Source organism: Listeria monocytogenes, from assembly GCF_013282665.1.
Classification (GTDB): Bacteria; Bacillota; Bacilli; order Lactobacillales; family Listeriaceae; genus Listeria; species Listeria monocytogenes_C.
The window spans coordinates 2522154-2543675 of record NZ_CP054041.1; the positions used below are offsets into that span (position 1 = coordinate 2522154).

The following is a 21522-nucleotide window of genomic DNA, read 5'->3' on the forward strand; positions in this document are numbered from 1 at the left end:
AGAACTTGGAGTTACCATTTTCCGGTCAATCAATCATTCCAGCTGCACATAACCAAAGAGATATGGAGAAAATTTTAGAGCTTGACCTGACTTATATGGTGATGTTGGAAACACATGTTGCTCAATTAAAATCGCTCGTCAAATACGCACAAGCTAGCGGAAAAAAGGTTTTACTACACGCTGATTTAGTCAACGGATTAAAAAATGATGATTACGCTATTGATTTTTTGTGTACAGAAATTCGCCCAGACGGGATTATTTCTACGAGAGGAAATGCCATTATGAAAGCAAAACAGCACAAAATGCTAGCTATTCAACGGCTTTTCATGATTGATTCAAGTGCCTACAATAAAGGAGTAGCTTTGATTCAAAAAGTACAACCAGATTGCATTGAACTTTTACCAGGAATCATTCCGGAACAAGTTCAAAAAATGACACAAAAGCTTCATATTCCTGTGATTGCAGGCGGTTTGATTGAAACGAAAGAACAAGTGGATCAAGTAATTGCAAGCGGTGCTATCGCTGTTACAACATCTAACAAATATTTATGGTAAAAAAGAGCTAAGTCGTGTGTTATAAACGGCTTAGCTCTTTTTCTGAAAAACAATGAAAACGCTATATATTCAGCTAAAGCTTTGTAGCACAAGGACTTAAGCGTTTTCTGTCTGTTCTATACGTTGATTCGAGTTTAAAACTGTACCATAACAGAAAGGGGTGTTTGAAGTAATACAGCAAAAATATATAATTGAAATAAAAACTAAATTAGAATCATGGTAATTTAGTGAAATGGCTTTATATGAGTAATTTTAGAGTTTTTAATTTTAAATGACACAAAAAAGTCATAAAAAAGTTTGAAAAATATTGCACAAAACTGTAGCATTTTTTTTAGAATATGTTATGATAACAGTGTAGATTATTTATAAATTAGTTTGCTCAAAAAAGCACGCTCGAGAATGAACAATAAATGGAGGTTATATGATGACTGAACAATGGTATGAATTCGCAGGTGGTAACTGGCAACAAGAAGTAGATGTACGTGACTTTATCTTAAAAAACTATCGCTTATATGACGGTGACGACACTTTCTTAGCTGGCCCAACCGAAGCAACTACAAAACTTTGGGATCAAGTAATGGACCTAACTAAAAAAGAACGTGAAAACGGTGGCGTACTGGATATGGATACCAAAATCGTTTCAACCATCACTTCACATGACCCAGGTTACTTAAATAAGGATTTAGAAAAAGTTGTTGGTGTTCAAACTGACGTACCTTTCAAACGCGCTTTACAACCATTCGGTGGAATCCGTATGGCAGAAGTTGCAGCTGAATCTTATGGTTTTAAAGTAGACGAAGAAATTAGCCATATTTTCTCTGAATACCGTAAAACACATAACCAAGGTGTATTTGATGCTTACACAGCTGAAATGCGCGCAGCTCGTAAATCGGGTGTAATTACTGGTCTTCCAGATGCTTATGGCCGTGGCCGTATTATCGGTGACTACCGTCGTGTAGCACTTTACGGAGTAGACTTCTTAATTAAACAAAAGAAACAAGATTTAAATAATACAGGTTTGCGTACAATGAGCGATGACGTTATCCGTCAACGTGAAGAACTTAACGAACAAATTCGTGCTCTTGGCGAATTAAAAGTACTAGGCGAAAAACATGGTTTCGATCTTGGTCGCCCAGCTAAAACTGCTCAAGAAGCTTTCCAATGGTTATACCTTGGTTACCTAGCTGCAATTAAAGAACAAAATGGTGCAGCAATGAGCTTAGGTCGTACATCTACATTCCTTGATATTTATGTAGAACGTGATCTTCGCAATGGCCTAATTACAGAAGAAGAGGCGCAAGAAATCGTTGACCACTTCATCATGAAATTACGTCTTGTAAAATTTGCTCGTACACCAGATTACAATGAATTATTCTCTGGAGATCCAACATGGGTTACTGAATCCATCGGTGGTATTACGGAAGAAGGCGTTCCACTTGTAACGAAAAACTCGTTCCGTTTCTTGCACACTTTAGATAACTTAGGACCTGCTCCAGAACCAAACTTAACAGTACTTTGGTCCACTCATTTACCATCAGGATTCAAGAAATTCTGTGCTAAAATGTCTATCAAAACATCTGCTATTCAATACGAAAATGACGATGTTATGCGCCCTAAATGGGGAGATGACTATGCAATCGCATGTTGTGTATCTGCAATGCGCGTTGGTAAACAAATGCAATTCTTTGGTGCTCGTGCCAACCTTGCTAAAACACTTCTTTACGCAATCAATGGTGGTGTCGATGAAAAATCTAAAGCACAAGTTGGACCTGCTTATCGTCCAGTTGAAGGCGACGTATTAGACTACAAAGAAGTAATGGAAAAATATGATGCAATGATGGAATGGATTGCAGAACTTTACCTTAATACATTAAATGTTATTCACTATATGCATGATAAATACGCTTATGAACGTATCGAAATGGCTTTACATGATACAGAAGTATTACGTACTATGGCAACTGGTATCGCTGGACTTTCTGTTGCAGCTGACTCCTTATCTGCTATTAAATATGCTACTGTTCGTCCAATTCGTGACGAAGATGGCATCGTGGTTGATTATGAAATCGAAGGCGACTATCCTAAATACGGAAACAATGATGACCGTGTAGATGAAATCGCAGTTGAGCTTCTAAAAACATTTATGACTAAAGTGAGAAAACATAAAACATACCGTGATGCAGTTCACACAACTTCTGTTCTTACAATCACTTCTAACGTGGTGTATGGTAAGAAAACTGGTAACACTCCAGACGGACGTCGTGCAGGCGAACCATTTGCACCAGGTGCGAACCCAATGCATGGCCGTGATACAAAAGGTGCTTTAGCTTCTCTATCTTCTGTTGCTAAACTTCCTTACGAATATGGTCAAGATGGTATTTCTAACACATTCTCTATCGTACCAAAAGCTTTAGGTCGCGAAGACGAATCTCAAATCAATAACCTAGTTGCAATGCTAGATGGTTATTCTACAAAAATGGGACATCACTTAAACATCAACGTATTCAATCGTGATACATTACTTGATGCGATGGATCACCCAGAAGAGTATCCACAATTAACAATCCGTGTATCCGGATATGCAGTTAACTTCATCAAATTAACTCGTGAACAACAATTAGACGTTATTCACCGTACAATGCACGAATCCATGTAATAATTAGGCGAGAACGCTTTGACAAGGATTGCTCACCGTAGCAATCCTTGTTATTTAGGAAAGGAAGAGGAGAATTATGACAGAGGTTTTAGGAAGAGTTCATTCAGTAGAAACAATGGGAACAGTAGACGGTCCAGGTATCCGCTTTATTGTTTTTATGCAGGGGTGTTTACTTCGTTGCCAATTTTGTCATAATCCCGATACTTGGAAAATTGGTACAGGCACGGAACGTTCTGCTCAAGATGTATTCAACGAAGCGATTAAGTATAAAGAGTTTTGGGATGCATCTGGTGGCGGAGTGACAGTTAGTGGCGGTGAACCATTACTTCAAGTAGATTTCCTAATTGAGTTTTTCACGCTATGTAAAGCAGCAGGCGTGCACACAACTATTGACTCTTGTGGCGGTTGTTTCACACGTGATCCGGAATTTATCGAAAAGTTGGATCGTTTGATGGAAGTAACCGATTTAATTTTACTGGATATTAAACAAATTAATCCAGAAAAACATTTAAAATTGACGACCAAATCCAATGCACCAATTATCGATTTTGCTCATTATTTACGCGATAAAGAGCAACCGATTTGGATTAGACACGTGCTAATTCCAACCAAGACAGATGATCCAGAAGATTTAACAAAGCTCCACGAATTCATTCAAACTCTTCCAAATGTAAAACAAGTGGATGTACTTCCATACCATACAATGGGCGTTTATAAGTGGAAAGAAATGGGCATTCGTTATCCGTTAGAAGGGATTGAGGCGCCAGAAGAAGAAGTGGTAGCACTTGCAAATAAAATCTTAGAAACTAGTAGTTATAAATAGTAAAAACCGGCGAACTTAGTATTCGCCGGTTTTTTATAGTATTTTATACATTTCCTCACACCATTTTAATTCGGTTTGAATCAAATCTAATCGTCTTGCATAGACTTGATAAGACATGTTTTTTAGCTTATCTTGTTTGGTTTTTAGGTCAAATAATTTAGCGAAATGATCCAGTGTTTCTTCAATTAAACCTAATTGTTCTTTTAAATAGCTTTCTCTTTCTTGAATAAGCCCTTTGGTTCTGGCATTGTTTAGCCAGTCGAGCTGTACTTTTGTTGTAAATTCATCTCGTGTGACAGGGATTTTAAGTGGTGTTTCCGACCATTCAAGCAGGGAGTCTAAGCCGGTTTGTGTGATAGTATAGACTTTTTTATCAGGCTTTTTATCTTGGGAATGCTTATGGACAACTAAAAACCCTGCTTTTTCTAACTTAGATAAAGAAGGATATATTTGGCTATGATGTGTATTTTGCATAATTCGAAGCCGGTTAGCGAGTTCATAACCACTAGATGCTTCACGAGCAATCATTTGTAATAACGTATATTCTAAAACATTTGGTATCATACAATAGCACCTCTAAATTTCTATTTAACTTTATTGTAAGCGATAAACACTAATAAGTAAAATAGTTATATATGTAATAAATTATATATGTAAATATTGACATTAGTATTTATCAGGCGTAATATTATAATTGAGTTTTATTTGGAAAGGGAAGTGTAGTTGTATTATGATGACAGACAAGGAAATGAATACGGGGAAATGGATAACAGCAGCAGCTAGTTTGCTTGCGTTTATGGGAATAGGGGTTGTTGATCCACTTTTACCTTCTATTGCAGAAAGTATTGGGGCGTCTCATTCGCAAGTAGAAATGTTATTTACCGCTTATATTTTTACTATGGCGATTATGATGATTCCGATTGGGATCGTTGCAGGAAAGCTTGGAGATAAAAAGTTAATCGTTATCGGATTATTTATTGTTACTATTTTTGCATTATTATGTGGTTTATCTGATACAATTGGTGCTTTATCTATTTTTCGGGCTGGTTGGGGTTTTGGTAACTCAATGTTCATGGCTACTGCGATGACAATGCTTATTGCTTTATCAGAAACACCAGGACATGCAATTGGGATTTACGAAGCTTCTATGGGTCTAGGGATGGCATTTGGACCGCTACTCGGAGGCATACTAGGTAATATTTCTTGGCGCTATCCGTTTTTCGCCACAGCTTGTCTAATTTTTATCGCATTTTTACTTATTTTATTTAAAGTCAAAGAACCGAAGAAAGTCGCACCAGCACCAACAGAGAAAAATGAGGTTGCTATCAAGCAAATGCTCCATTTATTCAAATATCGACCATTTTTACAAATCGCTTTTAGTGGAATGTTTTATTATTATTGTTTCTTTACAATCTTAGCTTATTCGCCACTTATTCTTGGGTTATCAGCCATTCAAATTGGTTTTGTATTTTTCGCTTGGGGGTTATGCCTAGCACTTGGTTCAGCAAAAGTTTCACATGCTTTAGAAATCCGTTTTAATAGCAAACAAATCTTAAAAGGTTCTTTACTAGCATGTGCGGTCATTTTAGCTTTACTTGGATTTATTGATAATACAGCAGTAGATATAGGTTTGATTGTTATTTCTGGGTTGATTTTAGGAATCAATAACGCGCTATTTACAACCACTGTCATGGAACATTCGCCGTATGCAAGAAGTGTGACTAGTGGAGCGTATAATTTTGTGCGTTGGTTAGGCGCTGCGTTTGCGCCACTTTGTTCTGGGTTACTCAGCGAAGCACTTGGTATGAAAATGCCGTTTATCGTTGCAAGCGTCATTTGTTTGGCGGGCATGGGATTACTATTTATTAAACTAAAACCAGCACATTTCGCTTTACAACAATCTACTTCGATAAAAAGTGAATAAAATTAAAAGGCTGAGTTAAAATACGCTCAGTCTTTTTTTATGCTAAAAATTAATTATTTAACGTTTATCGTTAAATAACATTGACTTTTATACTTTCTACTAGTTATAATTTAGAAAAAAAGGGAGAGATTGTATATGAAGCTAAAACGTTTGCAAAAAATGAGTTATTTTCTACATATTGCACTTAAAATTTTATCGATTAGTTCTGTCATAATGGCTATAATTGCCGTTTTAATGAAGCTTTTTAGTAGCAAAAATGTTATGATAAATAAACTAGAATCTGATACAATATTTTATTTTCAAACGGAACTTTTTGTCGGTGAGAATAATCTGCCATATGTTGAGACAGAGGAATGGATTTTAGTTGGCATTGCTGTTTTTTCTAGTATGATACTTGCCTATTTATTATGGACTGCAAGTATGATTTTTAAAGATTTAGCTGCTAATTTTACGCCTTTTAGTGATATTATTGTTAGTAGATTGCGAAGAATTGCTGTCTTAATGCTTATTTACGCACTAGTACCGCAAATTGTTTATTCTATTTTGCATACCGTACTTATACCTGGTTATAGCATTCATTTTGGGCTAAACATGTCATTTTTCTTTGCACTTATTTTTTATTGTTTAACAGAAATATTTCGTTATGGCGCATTTTTGCAAAAAGAATCCGATGAAACTTTATGATTGGAGCGAAAAACAATGGCAATTGTATTGAGGCTGGATCGAATAATGGCCGACCGTAAAATATCGTTAAACCAGCTGTCCCAAGAAGTTGGTGTAGCAAATGTAAACTTATCCAAAATAAAAACTGGTAAAGTAAGCGCCATTCGATTTTCTACTTTAAACGAAATATGCAAAGTCTTAAACTGTCAACCAGGTGATATTTTGGAGTATGTTGCGGATGATTCTCTTGAAACCGAACTTTAAATGCGTTAGATTCGCCATACTTAGATAAGGAGCGCTTAAATGAACAAACAAAATGAATTACAAACTTTATTATCTAACAAGAAAAAAGTGTTAATAATCGGTCCTAACGGTGCTGGCAAATCAACTTTTGCTGCAAAACTCGGAAAACGTTTTGATTTTGAAGTCTGTCATTTAGATAAGCTTTTTTGGTTAGAGAATTGGAATGCAGTTGAAAAAGCGGATTTCGAGGATAAAGTGAACGGAATTCTGCGTTCTGAAAAAAAGTATATTATAGATGGTGATTATTTCTTTAATTTGGAGAAAAGACTCGAACATGCAGATTTAGTTATTTGGATAAAAATTCCATTGTTTCTGTGTGTAGCAAATATAGTTAAAAGAAGATTTAAATATATGACAAATGCGCGACCAGATGTAACTGAAGGCTGTGACGAAAAATTAAATTTATCATTTTTGCTGTATGCTTTAAAGTATAATAAGCGTTCTGGAAAACAAACGAAAGAATTATTGGATAATGTGTATGATAAAGAGTTGTTTGTTATTAACAATTATAAGAAATTGAAGAGTTATTGCTGATAAACAGCCGATGAATGCTTGGGATAAGTGTTTATTGGTTGTTTGCAATAATATGTATTACTTCCTATAATATATATTATGTAAACTAGAAAGCGGAGATGGAAATTATGAGAGAAATGTTGTCCTCTCTTGATTTATACATCTAATTACAATTACATAAGAAATGATGGTTGTTTGAAAGTTTTTTCGAATGGTGTATTTGCTCATATGCCTAATGCTTTGTTTAGTGGATTTTCTCGCATTATCAGTAATTTGAGGAATAATTAAAAAGGTAAATAAAATTTTTTTATGGTGTATCATAATGTCCTCCCGCTTGTTATAATAATTACATTCTATCACCGAAATCGTACAAATACTTATTTATGAGGAAAACTTCATAAAATGAATTATCGATTTGTTCACAAAAAAAGACAAAAATGAAATCATAAAAAAGCTAAAATCAACTATTAGCTGACTTTAGCTTTTTATTACTATTAAATTTACTACTATCAAGCTCTTTCAAGGATAATGGCAATACCAATACCGCCACCAACGCATAAGGAAGCTACGCCGATATGCTTATTTTCATGTTTTAATTCATTTAATAAGGAGGCAATAATGCGTGCACCGGAAGCTCCAATCGGATGACCTAGTGCAATTGCTCCACCATAAATATTAAGTTTCTCTTCTGGGATTTTCAAATCACGAGCTACTGCAACAGATTGCGATGCAAAAGCTTCATTTAAATGAAATAGATCAATGTCATCGATAGAATATCCGCCTTTAATTAATGCTTCATTTACTGCATAGTAAGGCGCATAACCCATATATGCTGGATCAACACCAACTTCTGAAGTTACTTTGATTGTCGCGATATAAGGAATATTTTCGGCAATGGCCTTTTCCTTTGACATTAAAATAAGCGCAGAAGCTCCGTCATTGATACCGGAAGCATTACCAGCTGTGACTGTTCCATCTTCTTTAAATACACTTTTCAATGTAGCTAGTTTTTCTAAAGTAGAATTCGCGCGAATTGTTTCGTCAGCTTCGAAAAATGAACCATCTGGAAGTTTCACTGGAATTATTTCTTCTTCAAAAAGGTTTTTTTCTTGCGCACGAGCAGCTTTCATTTGCGAATTATGGGCAAACTTATCTTGCTCTTCTCTTGAAACGGCATATTTATCTGCCACATTTTCTGCAGTAATTCCCATGTGGTATTCCCCGTAAACATCTGTAAGTCCGTCAATAAGCATGCTGTTTTTTAGATTTTTAGGGTTGATTTCTTCACCAGCTAGTTCCGGGTTAAGTAGTAAGGGTGCTTGGGACATATTTTCGGTCCCTCCTACTGCAACGATATCAGCCTCCCCTAGTTGAATTGCTTGTCTGCCCAGCATAACCGCTTTTAAACCAGATCCACAAACTTCATTGATTGTGACTCCGGGTACTTTATAAGGAATACCTGATTTAATAGCAATTTGTCTAGCAACATTTTGACCAAGACCGGCTTGCAAAACGTTACCAAAAATAACTTGATCTACGCGGTCTGGAGCAATGTTGGCTCTTTCTAAAACACCTTGAAGAGCGGTAGCGCCAAGGTCTACTGCATTAACATCTTTCAAACTACCACCAAATTTTCCAATTGGTGTTCTAACTGCATCTATTATAACTACTTCTTTCATAGCAATCTCCTTTAAATGTAATCTATCCGTATTATATCATGAAACTAGCTAAAAACTCACTAGATTAAGCCCAATGTATTGTATTTTATGCATTTTTCTACTAAAATTAAGGTACTTACAAATAAAATATAAAGGACTTGAATGTACATATGAAAATTGGAATTGATAAAATAGGTTTTTATACTCCTGCATTTTATGTTGATATGACAGAACTTGCTGAAGCTAGAAATATTGATCCTAACAAATTTACTATTGGAATTGGCCAAGATAAAATGGCTTTTGCACCAATTACGCAAGATTCCGTAACCATGGGCGCAAACGCAGCTTTACAAATTTTAGATGAAGAAGATTTGAAAAAAATTGATTTAGTTATTTTAGCAACAGAATCAGGAATTGACGAATCAAAAGCTGGTGCGGTTTATATTCATCGTTTATTAGGTATTCAACCCTTCTCCCGTGCTATCGAAATAAAAGAAGCATGCTACGGAGCTACTGCTGGTATTAATTTAGCGAAAGATTATGTCGCAAAACATCCTGATAGTAAGGTGCTTGTCATCGGATCGGATATTGCTCGTTACGGCCTTGCAACTGGCGGTGAAGCAACGCAAGGTGCAGGAGCTGTGGCAATGGTTATTGCAGCTAATCCGCGCTGTATCACGCTCGAGGACGACAGTGTGTTCTATACAGAAGATATCATGGATTTTTGGCGCCCGGTTTATTCCGAATATGCTTGTGTAGAAGGTAAATATTCAACAGAGCAATACATCCACTTCTTCCAAACTATTTGGGAAAAGTATTCAGCAAAATTTGGCAAGAATTTAGAAGATTTTGCAGCTATTTGTTTCCATTTACCATATACAAAAATGGGTAAAAAAGCGTTAGATACCATTATTGAAACTGCTCCGAGTGAAGTGCAAGAAAGATTGTTGGAAAATTATCGTCTAAGTACCCTTTATAGCCGTAATGTCGGTAATATTTACACGGGTTCCCTTTATTTAAGCTTTATTTCGCTTTTAGACAATCAAGCAGATTTACAAGCAGAGGATAAAATTGGCTTCTTTAGTTATGGTTCTGGGGCTGTTGGTGAGTTTTTCCACGGTGTACTTCAACCTGACTATAAAAAATATATCCGTAAAGACGAACACGCTGAATTATTAGCAAACCGTACGAAACTCGCTATTTCGGACTATGAAACGAAATTCAAACAACAATTACCTAAAGATGGTTCGACGTTTGAAGTCGATCCTGCTAGTGACCCAGCAGCGATTGTATTAACTGGAATTCAAGATCACAAACGACAATATATAAAAAAATAATCCAAAAAACCGACTAGGCTAAATCAGCTAGTCGGTTTTACTTTGAGCTCTTTATATTTTCTTGGGGATAAAAAACGAATCACAATGTAGCCAATCATAATGCCACAAACATTCAGGAATACATCTCCAGTGTCAAAGAATCCTACATGTAGCAAGTACTGCGCCCCTTCTACTGCGAATATCAACATTCCAGCTGATAGTAACGCGGTGAAAAATCCTAATTTCTTGAGCAAAAAGCCGATTGGTACAAAGGCTAATACATTTCCTACGATAATGACACGTAAATTGCCTGATAAAAATGTATCAACAAAACCAAAAGTGTCACTTGAAAATCCTTGCGTGTCGGAAGCTTTTCCGAATAATAAACAGAGAAGAATACTGAAATAAATAAGGTAGCAAAAAACGAGCAATGCTTTATTTATTTTCCAGTTTACTAATTGTACTGCGACAAAATAGAGTAAAATCGCCGTGATGCCAACCGTAATGTAGCCCATATGACTAACTGTGGCCATTACGTGCTTTAAGTAAAAATAAAGCCATCCCTGGAACCAGGAAAAATACATCGTCACTGCAGCAAATATAGAAAGGATTGGTAATATAAGAATTATAAAGTATCTTTTCATCCTGGTGTCCTCCTTTTCAAAGGCTACCTCTAGAATAACATTCGAAAATAAGGACTTTCTTAAAAGGATTTAAAGATTTTCTAAGTTTTTCTCTTGGACGAATAAAAATAAAATACCACCAACGAGGAAAAGTACAATTAAACTAGCCACCCCGTACTGTGTTTTCCCAGTAATTTGTGCGATTACACCCATGAGCGCCGGACCCATAATCGCTGAAAATTTCCCGAAAATATTATAAAATCCGTAAAACTCATTCGAACGCTTTTTAGGAATAATTTTCCCGAAGAACGACCTACTTAATGCTTGAATACCACCTTGTGACGTTCCAACTAACATCGCTAAAATCCAAAAATCGAGCGCAGATTTCATGAAAACCGCATAAACACAAATAATAATGTAAACAAAAATAGCTGTGAAAATAAGCGGTTTGGCACTGAAACGTTTGGCTAAGTACCCGTATAGCAATGTAAATGGAAATGCAACGAGTTGTGTCATTAAAAGAATTAAAATTAATGTTGTCTGAGAAATCCCAAGATCAATCCCGTATGATGTCGCCATGCGGAAAATCGTATCAACCCCATCTATGTAGAAAAAATAAGCAATTAAAAAGATAACAATATTTTTATGTTCACTAATGTGGCTAATTGTATGAAACATCCGTTTAAAACTTGTTCTGACTGGGCTCTTCACTGCTGGAATATAATGGATTTGATGCACGTTTTTCCACATAGGAATTGTGAAAAAAAGCCACCAAAGCGCCGTCATCACAAAACCAATATTGACGAGTGCCACATCACTGATTGGCAAGATACCTGTCGCTTGGAAAATAATAAAGATAATAAAAGGAATACAACTTCCTAAATAACCATACGCATATCCAGCAGATGAAACTTTATCCATCCGGTCGTTTGTTGTTACATCAATTAAAAACGCATCATAAAAAATATTTGCGCCAGAAAAACCAATTAAAGAGAGCACATAAAACCCGAGTAATAATAGCCAGGCATCTGTGGGTATAAAAATTAATAAAAAAGTAAAACTAATCCCTATGGCCGTAAAAATTCCGAAAAATCGCTTTTTGAAAAATTGATAATCCGCAATTGTTCCGAGTATTGGCGCAAGTAATGAAATAAGCAACGTCCCAATCGAGTTCGCATATCCCCAGTACGCGGTCGATGTAGTGTCAGCAATTCCAGCATTCGCTGCTACCCCTTTAAAATAAATTGGTAAAATCGCTGTTGTAATCATGATTGAGTAGGCAGAATTTGCCCAATCTTGAAAAATCCAACTTTTCTCCTCTTTTGTATATGCCAAGTGTGTTTCTCCCCCTTTTCTATTCGAATAGCGCTTCTATGACAGAGCCGGCAGTATTTGAAAATTCCAAGTCTAAAATGCGGGCAAACGTGGGCGCTTCGTCAACTAAATGTGCATGGCTGATTTTTACGCCTTTTTTAATACCAGGTCCGTTAAAAACAATGGTCGTTTTATAATCTGGCTTGTTAGGAGAATAACCATGAACTGCCTTATAGTAGCCGGGTTTCCCAAGCATTTCGTCGGTCACTTCTTCATAAATTGGACCGTATAAATCATCCATAAAATAGTAACCAGTCTTCCCTTCAACCATAAATGTAGCATTAGGATCAGCACCACGAAGCGCTATTTCTTCTTTTGGCAAAATCTCTTCTATTTCATTCATACTTTGAAGTAAATGCTGGATTTCTTGGTTATATTGATCGTTTTTTGTATAAATATAGCAAGAACCATCACAACTTTTAGCATAGACGTTCCATTCCATAATCTTATCATCTACCACTGTTACCCATCCTTGTTCGGCAAAAAGTACATTTAAACGAATAGCATGTGTGACGTCGATTTGATAATGATCACCTAGAATAGCAAAAACCGTATTTTCATAAATACCAGCTTCTTTTGTCGCTTGTATTATAGCAGCTAAACGGTCATCATGTCGCTTTAAAGCAGCTTTTGCCTCTATGGAATCTACCCCATACGCATGTCGCATACTATCCATATCAACTAAATGTGTTAAAAGCAATCGTGGTTTTTTCATTTTAATGGTATCAACGACGCTCGCTGTCAAAAATATATCAAGGTCTGGTTGGTTTATCCCTTTCCGTAAATGACCAAACTTTCGGTCCATCTCGATTAAAAATAACGGGGAACTAGCATGTAGCGAGACCATCATTTGCGTTAACCAGAAGCGATTCGGAAAAATTTCGGCAATATTATAATCAATACCACTTTTTGCTGCGACCGGCCACAAAAATGCAGCGGTCGTCAAACCTCGCTCCTTTGCTAAATCATAAAGCGTCGGTACTTGAATCGCTTTTTTATACCAATACCAATCAGGAGAATCTTTTTCAGGTTGAATTTTCGTATTGTTAACAATTCCATGAGTTGCGGGATAATGCCCAGTGATAATACTTGTATGCGCGGGATAAGTAAGTGATGGATAAATCGTTTCTACTTCTTGAATATGAGTTCCTGTCTCCATTAACTCCCTTAAAACTGGTAACTCCGTTGTATCGTTTAAATCAAGCGCGCCGAGTGCATCTAATGAAATCACAAACAGATGTTTTTCCATTATTTTCTTCCCCTTTCAAAAAAACAGGGATTTTCCAGCAAATCTGGAAGAACCCCCGTGTAAATTACGTATGACTGATTGTGTCTTTAGGCTGTTTGATTTCTTCTTGATTCGTCACACCTAGCACATCTAAGAAGAACATAACAACTGGAATACCAACGATTAATCCCCAAATTCCGAAGAAATGCTCTCCGAAAATAAGAATAATGAAAGTATAAAAAACTGGTAAATTTGTTTTCGCTGACATAAGTTTTGGATTAAGAACATAAGATTCGAGCGCATGGATAATGATAACAACGACTAAAATGTAGAAAATATATTCCACGCCGCCGATAGAGTAACCAATGATAGTTAGTGGGACAAGAGAAATAATCACCCCTGCCACCGGAATTAAACCAAGCAAGAACACCATAATGGATAAAGTCATCAATTGCGGGAATCCTAAAATCCAAAGTGCTATCGTCGTTAAAATGGCATTCACAAGCGCAATAATAAATTGTGCTTCAATAACTTTACCAAAAGTAGCAACAAATTTGGAGCCGAAGAATTTTACTTCCTCATAGATAAATCCAATTTTACTAGTAGAAAATTGATTCGTGAATGAGACTAAATGTTCTTTTCCAAGGGAGAAAAACAGACTCAACATCAGTGCGATAAAGACGTTCATCAAGACAGTTCCGACATTAGTTAAATAAGTTAAAATCATCGAAACCCCTTGTTCCGTGTATTTCATAATATCAAATTGATTCGCTAAACTAACAATGTAGTTAATGAAATCATTGTTGCTATCTGTTGTTAGGAAAGTATTTCCGAATTTTACCAATTGATTTATTTGATCTGCTAATACCGGAATATACTTAACAAATACGAAGATAATAACTGCGGCAATTAAGGCGTAAAGCAACAAGACAATAATTTGCCGATAAATGGAGATTCTTCGTAAAATAAAATTTTCTAGACGTGTAATAAGGTAAGAAAAAATGAATGTTAATAAAATTATATTCATTTGACTTCTTAATAAGTATAAAACGAAGGCAATTAATATAAATACGCCAACTCTTCGCACACTGCGATTTTGTAAAAATGAACTAAGCTCTTTCAAAAATGGATGCCCTCCTCTATTTATCTTCGCCTATGATTTTAACTTCTGTTTCTAATTCTACATCAAATTTCTCGCGTACCGTTTTTTGGACGTAAGCAATCAAATTCATGTAATCCGTAGCAGTCGCCCCACCAATATTAACGATAAAGCCAGCATGTTTTAAGGAAACTTGTGCTCCGCCAATAATATGCCCTTGTAAGCCACTATCTTGAATTAATTTACCTGCAAAGTGACCAGGTGGGCGTTTGAAAACACTACCGCAAGATGGATATTCTAACGGCTGTTTGGCTTCGCGTGCGGCGGTAAGTTCATCCATTTTTGCTTGAATTAGGTTTTTTTCTTCTAATGCTAAAGAAAAAGTGGCATCTAAAACAATGTAATTTTTCTCTGCAATAGTACTGAAACGATATGCAGCTTTTAGTTCGGAACGTTTTAATTTCTTTAATTCACCTGTTTGCGTCAGTACGGTTGCAGCTTCTAAAACATCGCTAATTTCGCCTCCATAGGCTCCTGCATTCATATGTAATGCGCCGCCAATAGATCCAGGGATACCGCAAGCAAATTCAAGTCCACTTAAGCTTTCCTCTAAAGCGAATTTTGCTGTATCAATGAGTTTGGCACCACTCATGGCGATAATTTGGGTATTGTTTCTTTCTATGGTTTGTAGTAAATCAAGATGTAAAATAACACCGCGAATTCCGCCGTCTTTAATGATTAAATTGGAGCCATTACCGAGAATAGTAAGTGGGATTTTATTTTGGTAACAGTAGGCTACCACTTCTTGCGCCTCTTCTATTGTTTTCGGCATAACGAATACGTCTGCCTCGCCGCCTGTTTTTGTATAAGTATATTTAGATAACGGTTCATTTAATTTAATCGCTATATGTGGAAACTGTGTTTGTAAGTTATTCATTATTTATTTCAAACCTTTCATGGTTGTAGTTTAAAAATCACTTCCTTTATTTTATCATGGAACGCCTCTTTTACAAAGAATTCCATAGTTTTTTTCTTAAAATAGGAATATTTAAGGATGATTTAGGGTAATTGGATGATATGTTCTTGAGTATTAAAAGCGAAAATGGTATGATATAGAACATACATTCGATTAAAAAGGAAAGGGATGAAAAAATGATTCGTTTTGATAAGGTATCCAAAAAATACAGTGATGATAAAACGGCAGTAAATAATGTAACTTTGGACATAAAAGACGGCGAGTTCTTCGTTTTCATCGGACCGAGCGGTTGCGGGAAAACTACAACGCTAAAAATGATTAATCGCTTGATTCCACTGACAACAGGAACCATTTATATTAATGAAAAGCGAATTAGTGATTATGATATTCATGAACTTCGCTGGGATATCGGCTATGTTTTACAACAAATTGCGCTCTTTCCTCATATGACTATTGAAGAAAATATCGCTATCGTTCCGGAATTAAAGAAATGGAGTAAGGAAAAAATTCATGACCGGATTACGGAATTATTAGACAGTGTTGGTTTAGATCCTGAAAGTTACCGTCATCGTAAGCCAGCTGAACTTTCCGGTGGAGAGCAACAACGTGTCGGGGTTGTTCGAGCCCTTGCGGCAGATCCAGGAATTATTTTGATGGATGAACCTTTTAGCGCGCTTGATCCGATTTCTCGCCAACGTTTACAACAAGATATTTCCGCGCTTCAAAAGAAAATCAAGAAAACTATCGTATTTGTTACTCACGATATGCAAGAAGCTTTAGCGCTTGGTGATAGAATTTGTGTGATGCAAGGTGGCGAGATTGTCCAAGTAGCGACGCCACAAGAAATCATGAAAAATCCGGAAAATGATTTTGTTAAAGATTTCTTAGCTTCTGGACATGCTTTCAATACGCCAATTTTAGAGGCTAGCTTTACAGTGAATGATTTAATTGAAGCAGACCTATTTTATGCGTATCAAACTAGTGATGGAACTCTTGGGATTTCAGCTAAGGAGCCTGTCGAAAACCTCGTGCGTCGAATCGCGGAAGAGCAATCAATTCCTGTCACGGACGAAGCAGGCAACTTTATAGGTACTGTTTCCAATAAACATGTGATGCAATTCTTAGCGCGGCATCTGGAAAGTACAGGTGAGCTTGTATGAATACACTTTTAGATACATTTGCTGTCCGTAAAGATGAACTTTTCACTGCTTTAGTGCAACATATTCAAATTTCTTTTGTATCCCTTTTTATTGCGGTTCTTATCGCTTTACCACTGGGGATTTATTTAACAAGGCATAAGCGACTTGCTGAACCGATTATTCAAGTAGCAGCTATTTTTCAAACGATCCCTTCCCTTGCTCTACTTGGTTTATTAATTCCGCTTGTCGGTATTGGGATAGTTCCAGCGATTATCGCGCTTGTTATCTATGCCCTTTTACCAATTTTGAGAAATACATATACTGGGATAAAAGAAGTCGACCCAGCCCTTGTTGAAGCTTCACGCGCAATGGGAATGAACAAATGGAAGAGATTATACAAAGTACAACTCCCTCTTGCTATGCCAGTTATTATGGCGGGTATTCGCACAGCGATGGTATTAATTATTGGGACAGCGACACTTGCTGCTTTAATTGGTGCGGGTGGACTTGGGGACTTGATTTTACTCGGGATTGATCGCAACGATAATAGTTTAATCTTGCTTGGTGCTATTCCAGCAGCATTACTCGCTATCTTGTTTGATTTCCTACTACGATTCCTTGAGAAAGCCTCCTTTAAGAGCACGATTATTACGATTTCAGCTGGAATTCTGTTAACTGCCGCGATTATTGTTGTTCCCTATTTTGCATCTGATAAAAAAGAAATTACAATTGCGGGTAAATTAGGGGCAGAACCAGAAATTTTAATTAATATGTACAAATTAGTTATTGAAGATGAAACGGATTTAAAAGTGAATGTGAAGCCGAATATGGGGAAAACAAGCTTCGTATTTAACGCCCTAAAATCAGGTGATATTGATATTTATCCTGAATTTACAGGCACAGTACTAGAAACCTTCTTAAAAGAAAATGCGAAAACACATGATCCAGAAGAAGTGTATACGCAAGCACGGGATGGCTTGGCGAAAGATTTTGACATGACTTACTTAAAACCAATGAAATACAATAACACTTATGCGCTTGCTGTTTCGCCTGAATTCGCTAAAGAAAACAATTTAGAAAAAATATCTGATCTTGGTCCAGTATCTGACCAAGTAAAAGCTGGATTCACACTAGAGTTTAAAGACCGTTCAGATGGTTATAAAGGCATTCAAGATAAATACGGACTCACATTCTCTAACTTGAAAACAATGGAGCCAAAACTGCGATATAATGCCATTAAATCTGGAGATATCAATTTATTGGATGCTTATTCAACAGATAGCGAACTCGCGCAATATAAATTAAAAGTACTGGAGGATGACCAGCAGCTCTTCCCTCCTTATCAAGGTGCACCGCTTATGTTGACAAAAACATTAGATAAATACCCAGAACTGAAAAAACCATTAAATAAACTTGCTGGAAAAATTACAGACGATGAAATGCGCAAAATGAACTACGAAGTGAATGTAAATGGTAAATCGGCATATACAGTTGCGAAAGAATATTTACAAAATCAAGGTATTATTAAATAAAAAAACGAAGTGGCGTAAAAACCACTTCGCTTTTTTATTGTCTAATTAAATTTTTAACTTTATTAATGTTTGGTTTATAGAAACGACAATGTGTTTCAAATTCTTTATTAAACTCAGCAGCTCGTTGAGTTAAAGATTGTTCGTGATCAAGCATTAAACCTTCTTCGAGTAATGGTCTAAGCGAAATGATTTGATCAAAAACAAGACCGGCATTCGTGTCACTAAGAACAGAAACCATTTTCCCGAGTGCTTTTTGTTTGTCTGTAGGTAATTCTTTTTGGTGAAGGTGGAACCATTTTGCTAGTTGTTTACGGTTCTTGCGGGTTGCTTCTAAATAAATGCTTTGTGCATAAGCAGCTTTTGCAAATGCAATTGATAAATTTTCAGCAGATTCCCAGTCTTCTTCCAAAATTTCGCCTTGCATTTTGATTTTTTGGTTGAGTAGAGTAATATCTTCTTGATAAACGTCCATTTTGTGCTGTTGTTGTTTGTACACTTCCATCGCTAAATTAAGTTCATCAATAGTTGGCTGCATTTTTTCGCCAAAAATAGTATTATCATTTAAAATTAATTGTGTTTGCTCTATTTTTTCGGCAATGATGCTATCACGTTCTTTGATTACGTGTGCTCGTTTGCCTAAGTATTCAAAATAGAAATTATACTTTTGAATGCGATTAACTACCGCTTCTGCTTCTTTTACAGTTGCTGGTTCTTCTTGTGAATTTAGTACTGTCACACCAGCTACCTTGCTTAATTTAGTATAAATAATAATTGTGAAAACTTCTCCGTCCAAATTGATAGTGTACGGTAGTTTATGTTGCTGTTCTAAAAGCCTTTTATGTTGTTTTAATAGTTTATCCGTCATTGTTATCAACACCTTTACTACGCCATTAGTATTATATAATTCAATTATATAGTATAAAGATGAAAATTTCGAGGGAAAGAAATGAGAAAATTATTTTTAATTGTTTACATAATATAATTATTGTCTTCTTCCCTATTTTATAATGACATTAAAGTATAAAATAACAAGTAGATATTTAAGACTGCGATGAAAATAGCAACAGCCCACGAAATGATTTTTAACCATGTTGGATTGACGAATTCGCCCATCTTTTGTTTGTCACTTGTGAACATAACTAATGGGATAACAGCAAACGATAATTGCATTGATAGAATAACTTGGCTAAAAATGAGTAGTTCGTTGATACCATTTGCTCCGTATATTGCTGTGATAATAACAGCAGGAACGATTGCAAGTACGCGTGTTAACAAACGGCGCACCACTGGTTTTAAACGGATATTAAGGAAACCTTCCATGACGATTTGACCAGCTAATGTACCTGTTAAAGTGGAATTTTGTCCGGATGCAAGTAAAGCTACTGCAAAAACAGTGCTGGCGATACTACTTCCAAGTGTTGGATTAAGTAATTTGTAAGCATCCTCAATACCAGCGACATTATGCTGACCGGTCGTATAAAAAGCGGCAGCAGCCAAAATTAAAATCGATGCATTGATTAATAATGCAATCGTTAAAGAAAAAGTGGAATCGATAAAGGAAAAACGAATTGCCTCTTTCTTCCCTTCTTTTGTTCGAGCGTATTGTCTGGTTTGGACGATAGATGAATGCAAATATAAATTATGTGGCATTACTGTTGCCCCAAGAATACCAAGTGCAATATAAAGCATCGTTGGATTAGTAACAATTTCTGATTGGGGAATAAATCCTTTGGCAATTGCTTGCATGTCTGGATGTGACATCACCATTTCCGCTCCAAAACATACAAGAATCGTAACCATTAATGTAATGACAATAACTTCTATGTAGCGGAAACCTTTGTGCTGTAAAAATAGGACGAGAAAAATATCTAATGCAGTAATACAAACGCCCCAAATTAATGGAATCCCAAATAGTAAATTAAGTGCAATGGCACTCCCGATGACTTCTGCAATATCCGTTGCTATAATTGCTAATTCAGCTAAAATCCAAAGAACGAATCCAAATGGTTTAGAAAAGTGATCACTCGAAGCTTGGGCTAAATCACGACCAGTGACAATACCTAGTTTGGATGCAAGTGATTGTAATAAAACGGCTAAAATATTAGAAATTAAAATAACGGATAACAATGTGTAACCAAACTCTGATCCACCGGCAATAGAAGTTGCCCAGTTTCCTGGATCGACATATCCGACCGCAATGAGTGCGCCTGGCCCCATAAAGGCAAATAATTTTCGGAAAAATTTCGCGTTTTTAGGAATAGCTACGGAATTATTTACTTCGCTTAAGCTGGGAGCATTCTGTGCTTTTCTCCAGCTTTGTTTTGTACGTTCTGTTTTATCCTTTTTCATGCTCCCTGACCTTCTTTCGTTTATGATAAAAAGTTTACTACGGGAAACATTCTTTGTCAAACGAAAAACACAACCGTTTTATAGAAATGATAGGTTGTGTTTTTGCGTATTTTTATAAGGCTTCGGTTAGTGGTTTTCTTTTGTTTTTAACTGGATTTAGTGTTCGCTCGACCCAACCAAGAAGTACATCGGCTAATATAGCCATAACTGCGGTTGGAATAGCACCAGCTAAAATAATAGCCGTACCATTTGTTGCATTCGTTCCACGTACAATAATATCACCGAGGCCTCCTGCTCCAACGAATGTCCCAATTGCTGCTACACCGATGGCGATAACAAGTGCATTTCGAATGCCTGCCATAATAACAGATAATGCAAGTGGCATTTCGATGAGGTGCAGTACTTGCCATTTTGTCATACCCATTGCCTTACCAGATTCTAAAAGCGCTCCATCTACGTTTCGAATGCCCGTATAGGTGTTTTTTAGAATGGGTAGTAAAGAATATAGGAACAAGGATAAAACGACTGTATTCGTCCCCAAGCCCATGATAAGCATAAGTACGGCTAACATTGCTAGTGCTGGTATTGTTTGGATAATATTAGCAATTTGGATAACCCAACCAGCTAAGCGTTTTTTCCTTGCAATATATACTCCAAGCGGTATCGCTATGATTGCTGCGAAGATAACTCCGTAAGCACTCATTAAGAAATGCCGCCAGAACTCTTCCATGACATAACTTCCATTTGTTTGGTAATAATCAATTAATTGTTTTAATGTGTCCATCTTTTGGC

General features: G+C 36.3%; 20 protein-coding genes. 10 read left to right on the forward strand and 10 right to left on the reverse strand.

The window, feature by feature from the left end; all coding sequences use genetic code 11:
- Nucleotides 1–5 precede the first annotated feature (5 nt).
- The 3 genes from HRK21_RS12735 (at nucleotide 6) to pflA (ending at nucleotide 4033) form a co-directional block, all read left to right on the forward strand.
- Nucleotides 6–554, forward strand: a complete 549-nt coding sequence (locus HRK21_RS12735) for a glycerol-3-phosphate responsive antiterminator (RefSeq protein WP_069888831.1) — start codon at nucleotides 6–8, stop codon at nucleotides 552–554.
- A 424-nt stretch (nucleotides 555–978) separates the two neighbouring features.
- Entirely contained in the window at nucleotides 979–3210 is a 2232-nt protein-coding gene (gene pflB, locus HRK21_RS12740; protein WP_031695218.1) for a formate C-acetyltransferase, read from the forward strand.
- Between the two features lie 76 nt (nucleotides 3211–3286).
- Nucleotides 3287–4033, forward strand: coding sequence for a pyruvate formate-lyase-activating protein (gene pflA / locus HRK21_RS12745; RefSeq protein WP_003730627.1), 747 nt, complete (start codon nucleotides 3287–3289; stop codon nucleotides 4031–4033).
- Nucleotides 4034–4066: 33 nt separating this feature from the next.
- On the opposite strand, the gene HRK21_RS12750 is transcribed toward pflA, so the two are convergent.
- Nucleotides 4067–4597, reverse strand: a complete 531-nt coding sequence (locus HRK21_RS12750) for a helix-turn-helix transcriptional regulator (RefSeq protein ID WP_003725353.1) — start codon at nucleotides 4595–4597, stop codon at nucleotides 4067–4069.
- A 166-nt stretch (nucleotides 4598–4763) separates the two neighbouring features.
- Between HRK21_RS12750 and mdrL the strand changes: the two genes are divergently transcribed.
- The 4 genes from mdrL (at nucleotide 4764) to HRK21_RS12770 (ending at nucleotide 7457) form a co-directional block, all read left to right on the forward strand.
- On the forward strand, nucleotides 4764–5957 hold the full coding sequence (gene mdrL / locus HRK21_RS12755; RefSeq protein ID WP_069008813.1) for a multidrug efflux MFS transporter MdrL: 1194 nt from the start codon (nucleotides 4764–4766) through the stop codon (nucleotides 5955–5957).
- Between the two features lie 135 nt (nucleotides 5958–6092).
- Nucleotides 6093–6641: a DUF2975 domain-containing protein gene (locus HRK21_RS12760; protein ID WP_070006666.1), complete on the forward strand. Its 549-nt coding sequence runs from the start codon at nucleotides 6093–6095 to the stop codon at nucleotides 6639–6641.
- A 15-nt stretch (nucleotides 6642–6656) separates the two neighbouring features.
- Entirely contained in the window at nucleotides 6657–6884 is a 228-nt protein-coding gene (locus HRK21_RS12765) for a helix-turn-helix domain-containing protein (protein ID WP_069888829.1), read from the forward strand.
- A 39-nt stretch (nucleotides 6885–6923) separates the two neighbouring features.
- Entirely contained in the window at nucleotides 6924–7457 is a 534-nt protein-coding gene (locus HRK21_RS12770) for a P-loop NTPase family protein (RefSeq protein WP_070006667.1), read from the forward strand.
- A gap of 488 nt (nucleotides 7458–7945) precedes the next feature.
- On the opposite strand, the gene HRK21_RS12775 is transcribed toward HRK21_RS12770, so the two are convergent.
- The gene (locus HRK21_RS12775; RefSeq protein ID WP_070006668.1) at nucleotides 7946–9115 is read right to left on the reverse strand and encodes a thiolase family protein; all 1170 of its coding nucleotides are present in this window, start codon (nucleotides 9113–9115) and stop codon (nucleotides 7946–7948) included.
- A 149-nt stretch (nucleotides 9116–9264) separates the two neighbouring features.
- Between HRK21_RS12775 and HRK21_RS12780 the strand changes: the two genes are divergently transcribed.
- Nucleotides 9265–10431 (forward strand): hydroxymethylglutaryl-CoA synthase, encoded by a 1167-nt coding sequence (locus HRK21_RS12780; protein WP_003738920.1) that lies wholly within the window; start codon nucleotides 9265–9267, stop codon nucleotides 10429–10431.
- Between the two features lie 23 nt (nucleotides 10432–10454).
- On the opposite strand, the gene HRK21_RS12785 is transcribed toward HRK21_RS12780, so the two are convergent.
- From HRK21_RS12785 to murB, 5 genes are all read right to left on the reverse strand, one after another.
- Nucleotides 10455–11054: a VanZ family protein gene (locus HRK21_RS12785; protein ID WP_070006669.1), complete on the reverse strand. Its 600-nt coding sequence runs from the start codon at nucleotides 11052–11054 to the stop codon at nucleotides 10455–10457.
- A gap of 69 nt (nucleotides 11055–11123) precedes the next feature.
- Complete coding sequence (locus tag HRK21_RS12790) at nucleotides 11124–12368, reverse strand: MFS transporter (RefSeq protein ID WP_070006670.1); 1245 nt, start codon at nucleotides 12366–12368, stop codon at nucleotides 11124–11126.
- Nucleotides 12369–12387: 19 nt separating this feature from the next.
- Complete coding sequence (locus HRK21_RS12795) at nucleotides 12388–13656, reverse strand: alkaline phosphatase family protein (RefSeq protein ID WP_070006671.1); 1269 nt, start codon at nucleotides 13654–13656, stop codon at nucleotides 12388–12390.
- Between the two features lie 64 nt (nucleotides 13657–13720).
- Nucleotides 13721–14758: an AI-2E family transporter gene (locus HRK21_RS12800; RefSeq protein WP_070006672.1), complete on the reverse strand. Its 1038-nt coding sequence runs from the start codon at nucleotides 14756–14758 to the stop codon at nucleotides 13721–13723.
- Between the two features lie 16 nt (nucleotides 14759–14774).
- A complete protein-coding gene (gene murB / locus HRK21_RS12805) occupies nucleotides 14775–15671 on the reverse strand; it encodes a UDP-N-acetylmuramate dehydrogenase (RefSeq protein ID WP_069888820.1) in 897 nt (298 codons plus the stop codon).
- Between the two features lie 215 nt (nucleotides 15672–15886).
- On the opposite strand from murB, the gene HRK21_RS12810 reads away from it, so the two are divergent.
- Together HRK21_RS12810 and HRK21_RS12815 are read left to right on the forward strand one after the other, a co-directional pair.
- Entirely contained in the window at nucleotides 15887–16870 is a 984-nt protein-coding gene (locus tag HRK21_RS12810) for an ABC transporter ATP-binding protein (protein WP_069888819.1), read from the forward strand.
- The gene (locus HRK21_RS12815; protein WP_003738927.1) at nucleotides 16867–18381 is read left to right on the forward strand and encodes an ABC transporter permease/substrate-binding protein; all 1515 of its coding nucleotides are present in this window, start codon (nucleotides 16867–16869) and stop codon (nucleotides 18379–18381) included. The genes HRK21_RS12810 and HRK21_RS12815 overlap by 4 nt, the downstream gene beginning before the upstream one ends.
- Before the next feature lie 34 nt (nucleotides 18382–18415).
- Here HRK21_RS12815 and HRK21_RS12820 read toward each other — a convergent pair whose 3' ends face one another.
- The 3 genes from HRK21_RS12820 to HRK21_RS12830 all read right to left on the reverse strand — a co-directional run bounded on the left by HRK21_RS12820 (nucleotide 18416) and on the right by HRK21_RS12830 (nucleotide 21514).
- Complete coding sequence (locus tag HRK21_RS12820; protein WP_069888817.1) at nucleotides 18416–19246, reverse strand: hypothetical protein; 831 nt, start codon at nucleotides 19244–19246, stop codon at nucleotides 18416–18418.
- Nucleotides 19247–19383: 137 nt separating this feature from the next.
- Entirely contained in the window at nucleotides 19384–20730 is a 1347-nt protein-coding gene (locus tag HRK21_RS12825) for an Nramp family divalent metal transporter (RefSeq protein WP_070006673.1), read from the reverse strand.
- 112 nt (nucleotides 20731–20842) lie between these two features.
- Entirely contained in the window at nucleotides 20843–21514 is a 672-nt protein-coding gene (locus HRK21_RS12830) for an ABC transporter permease (protein WP_069888815.1), read from the reverse strand.
- Between the last annotated feature and the right edge of the window lie 8 nt (nucleotides 21515–21522).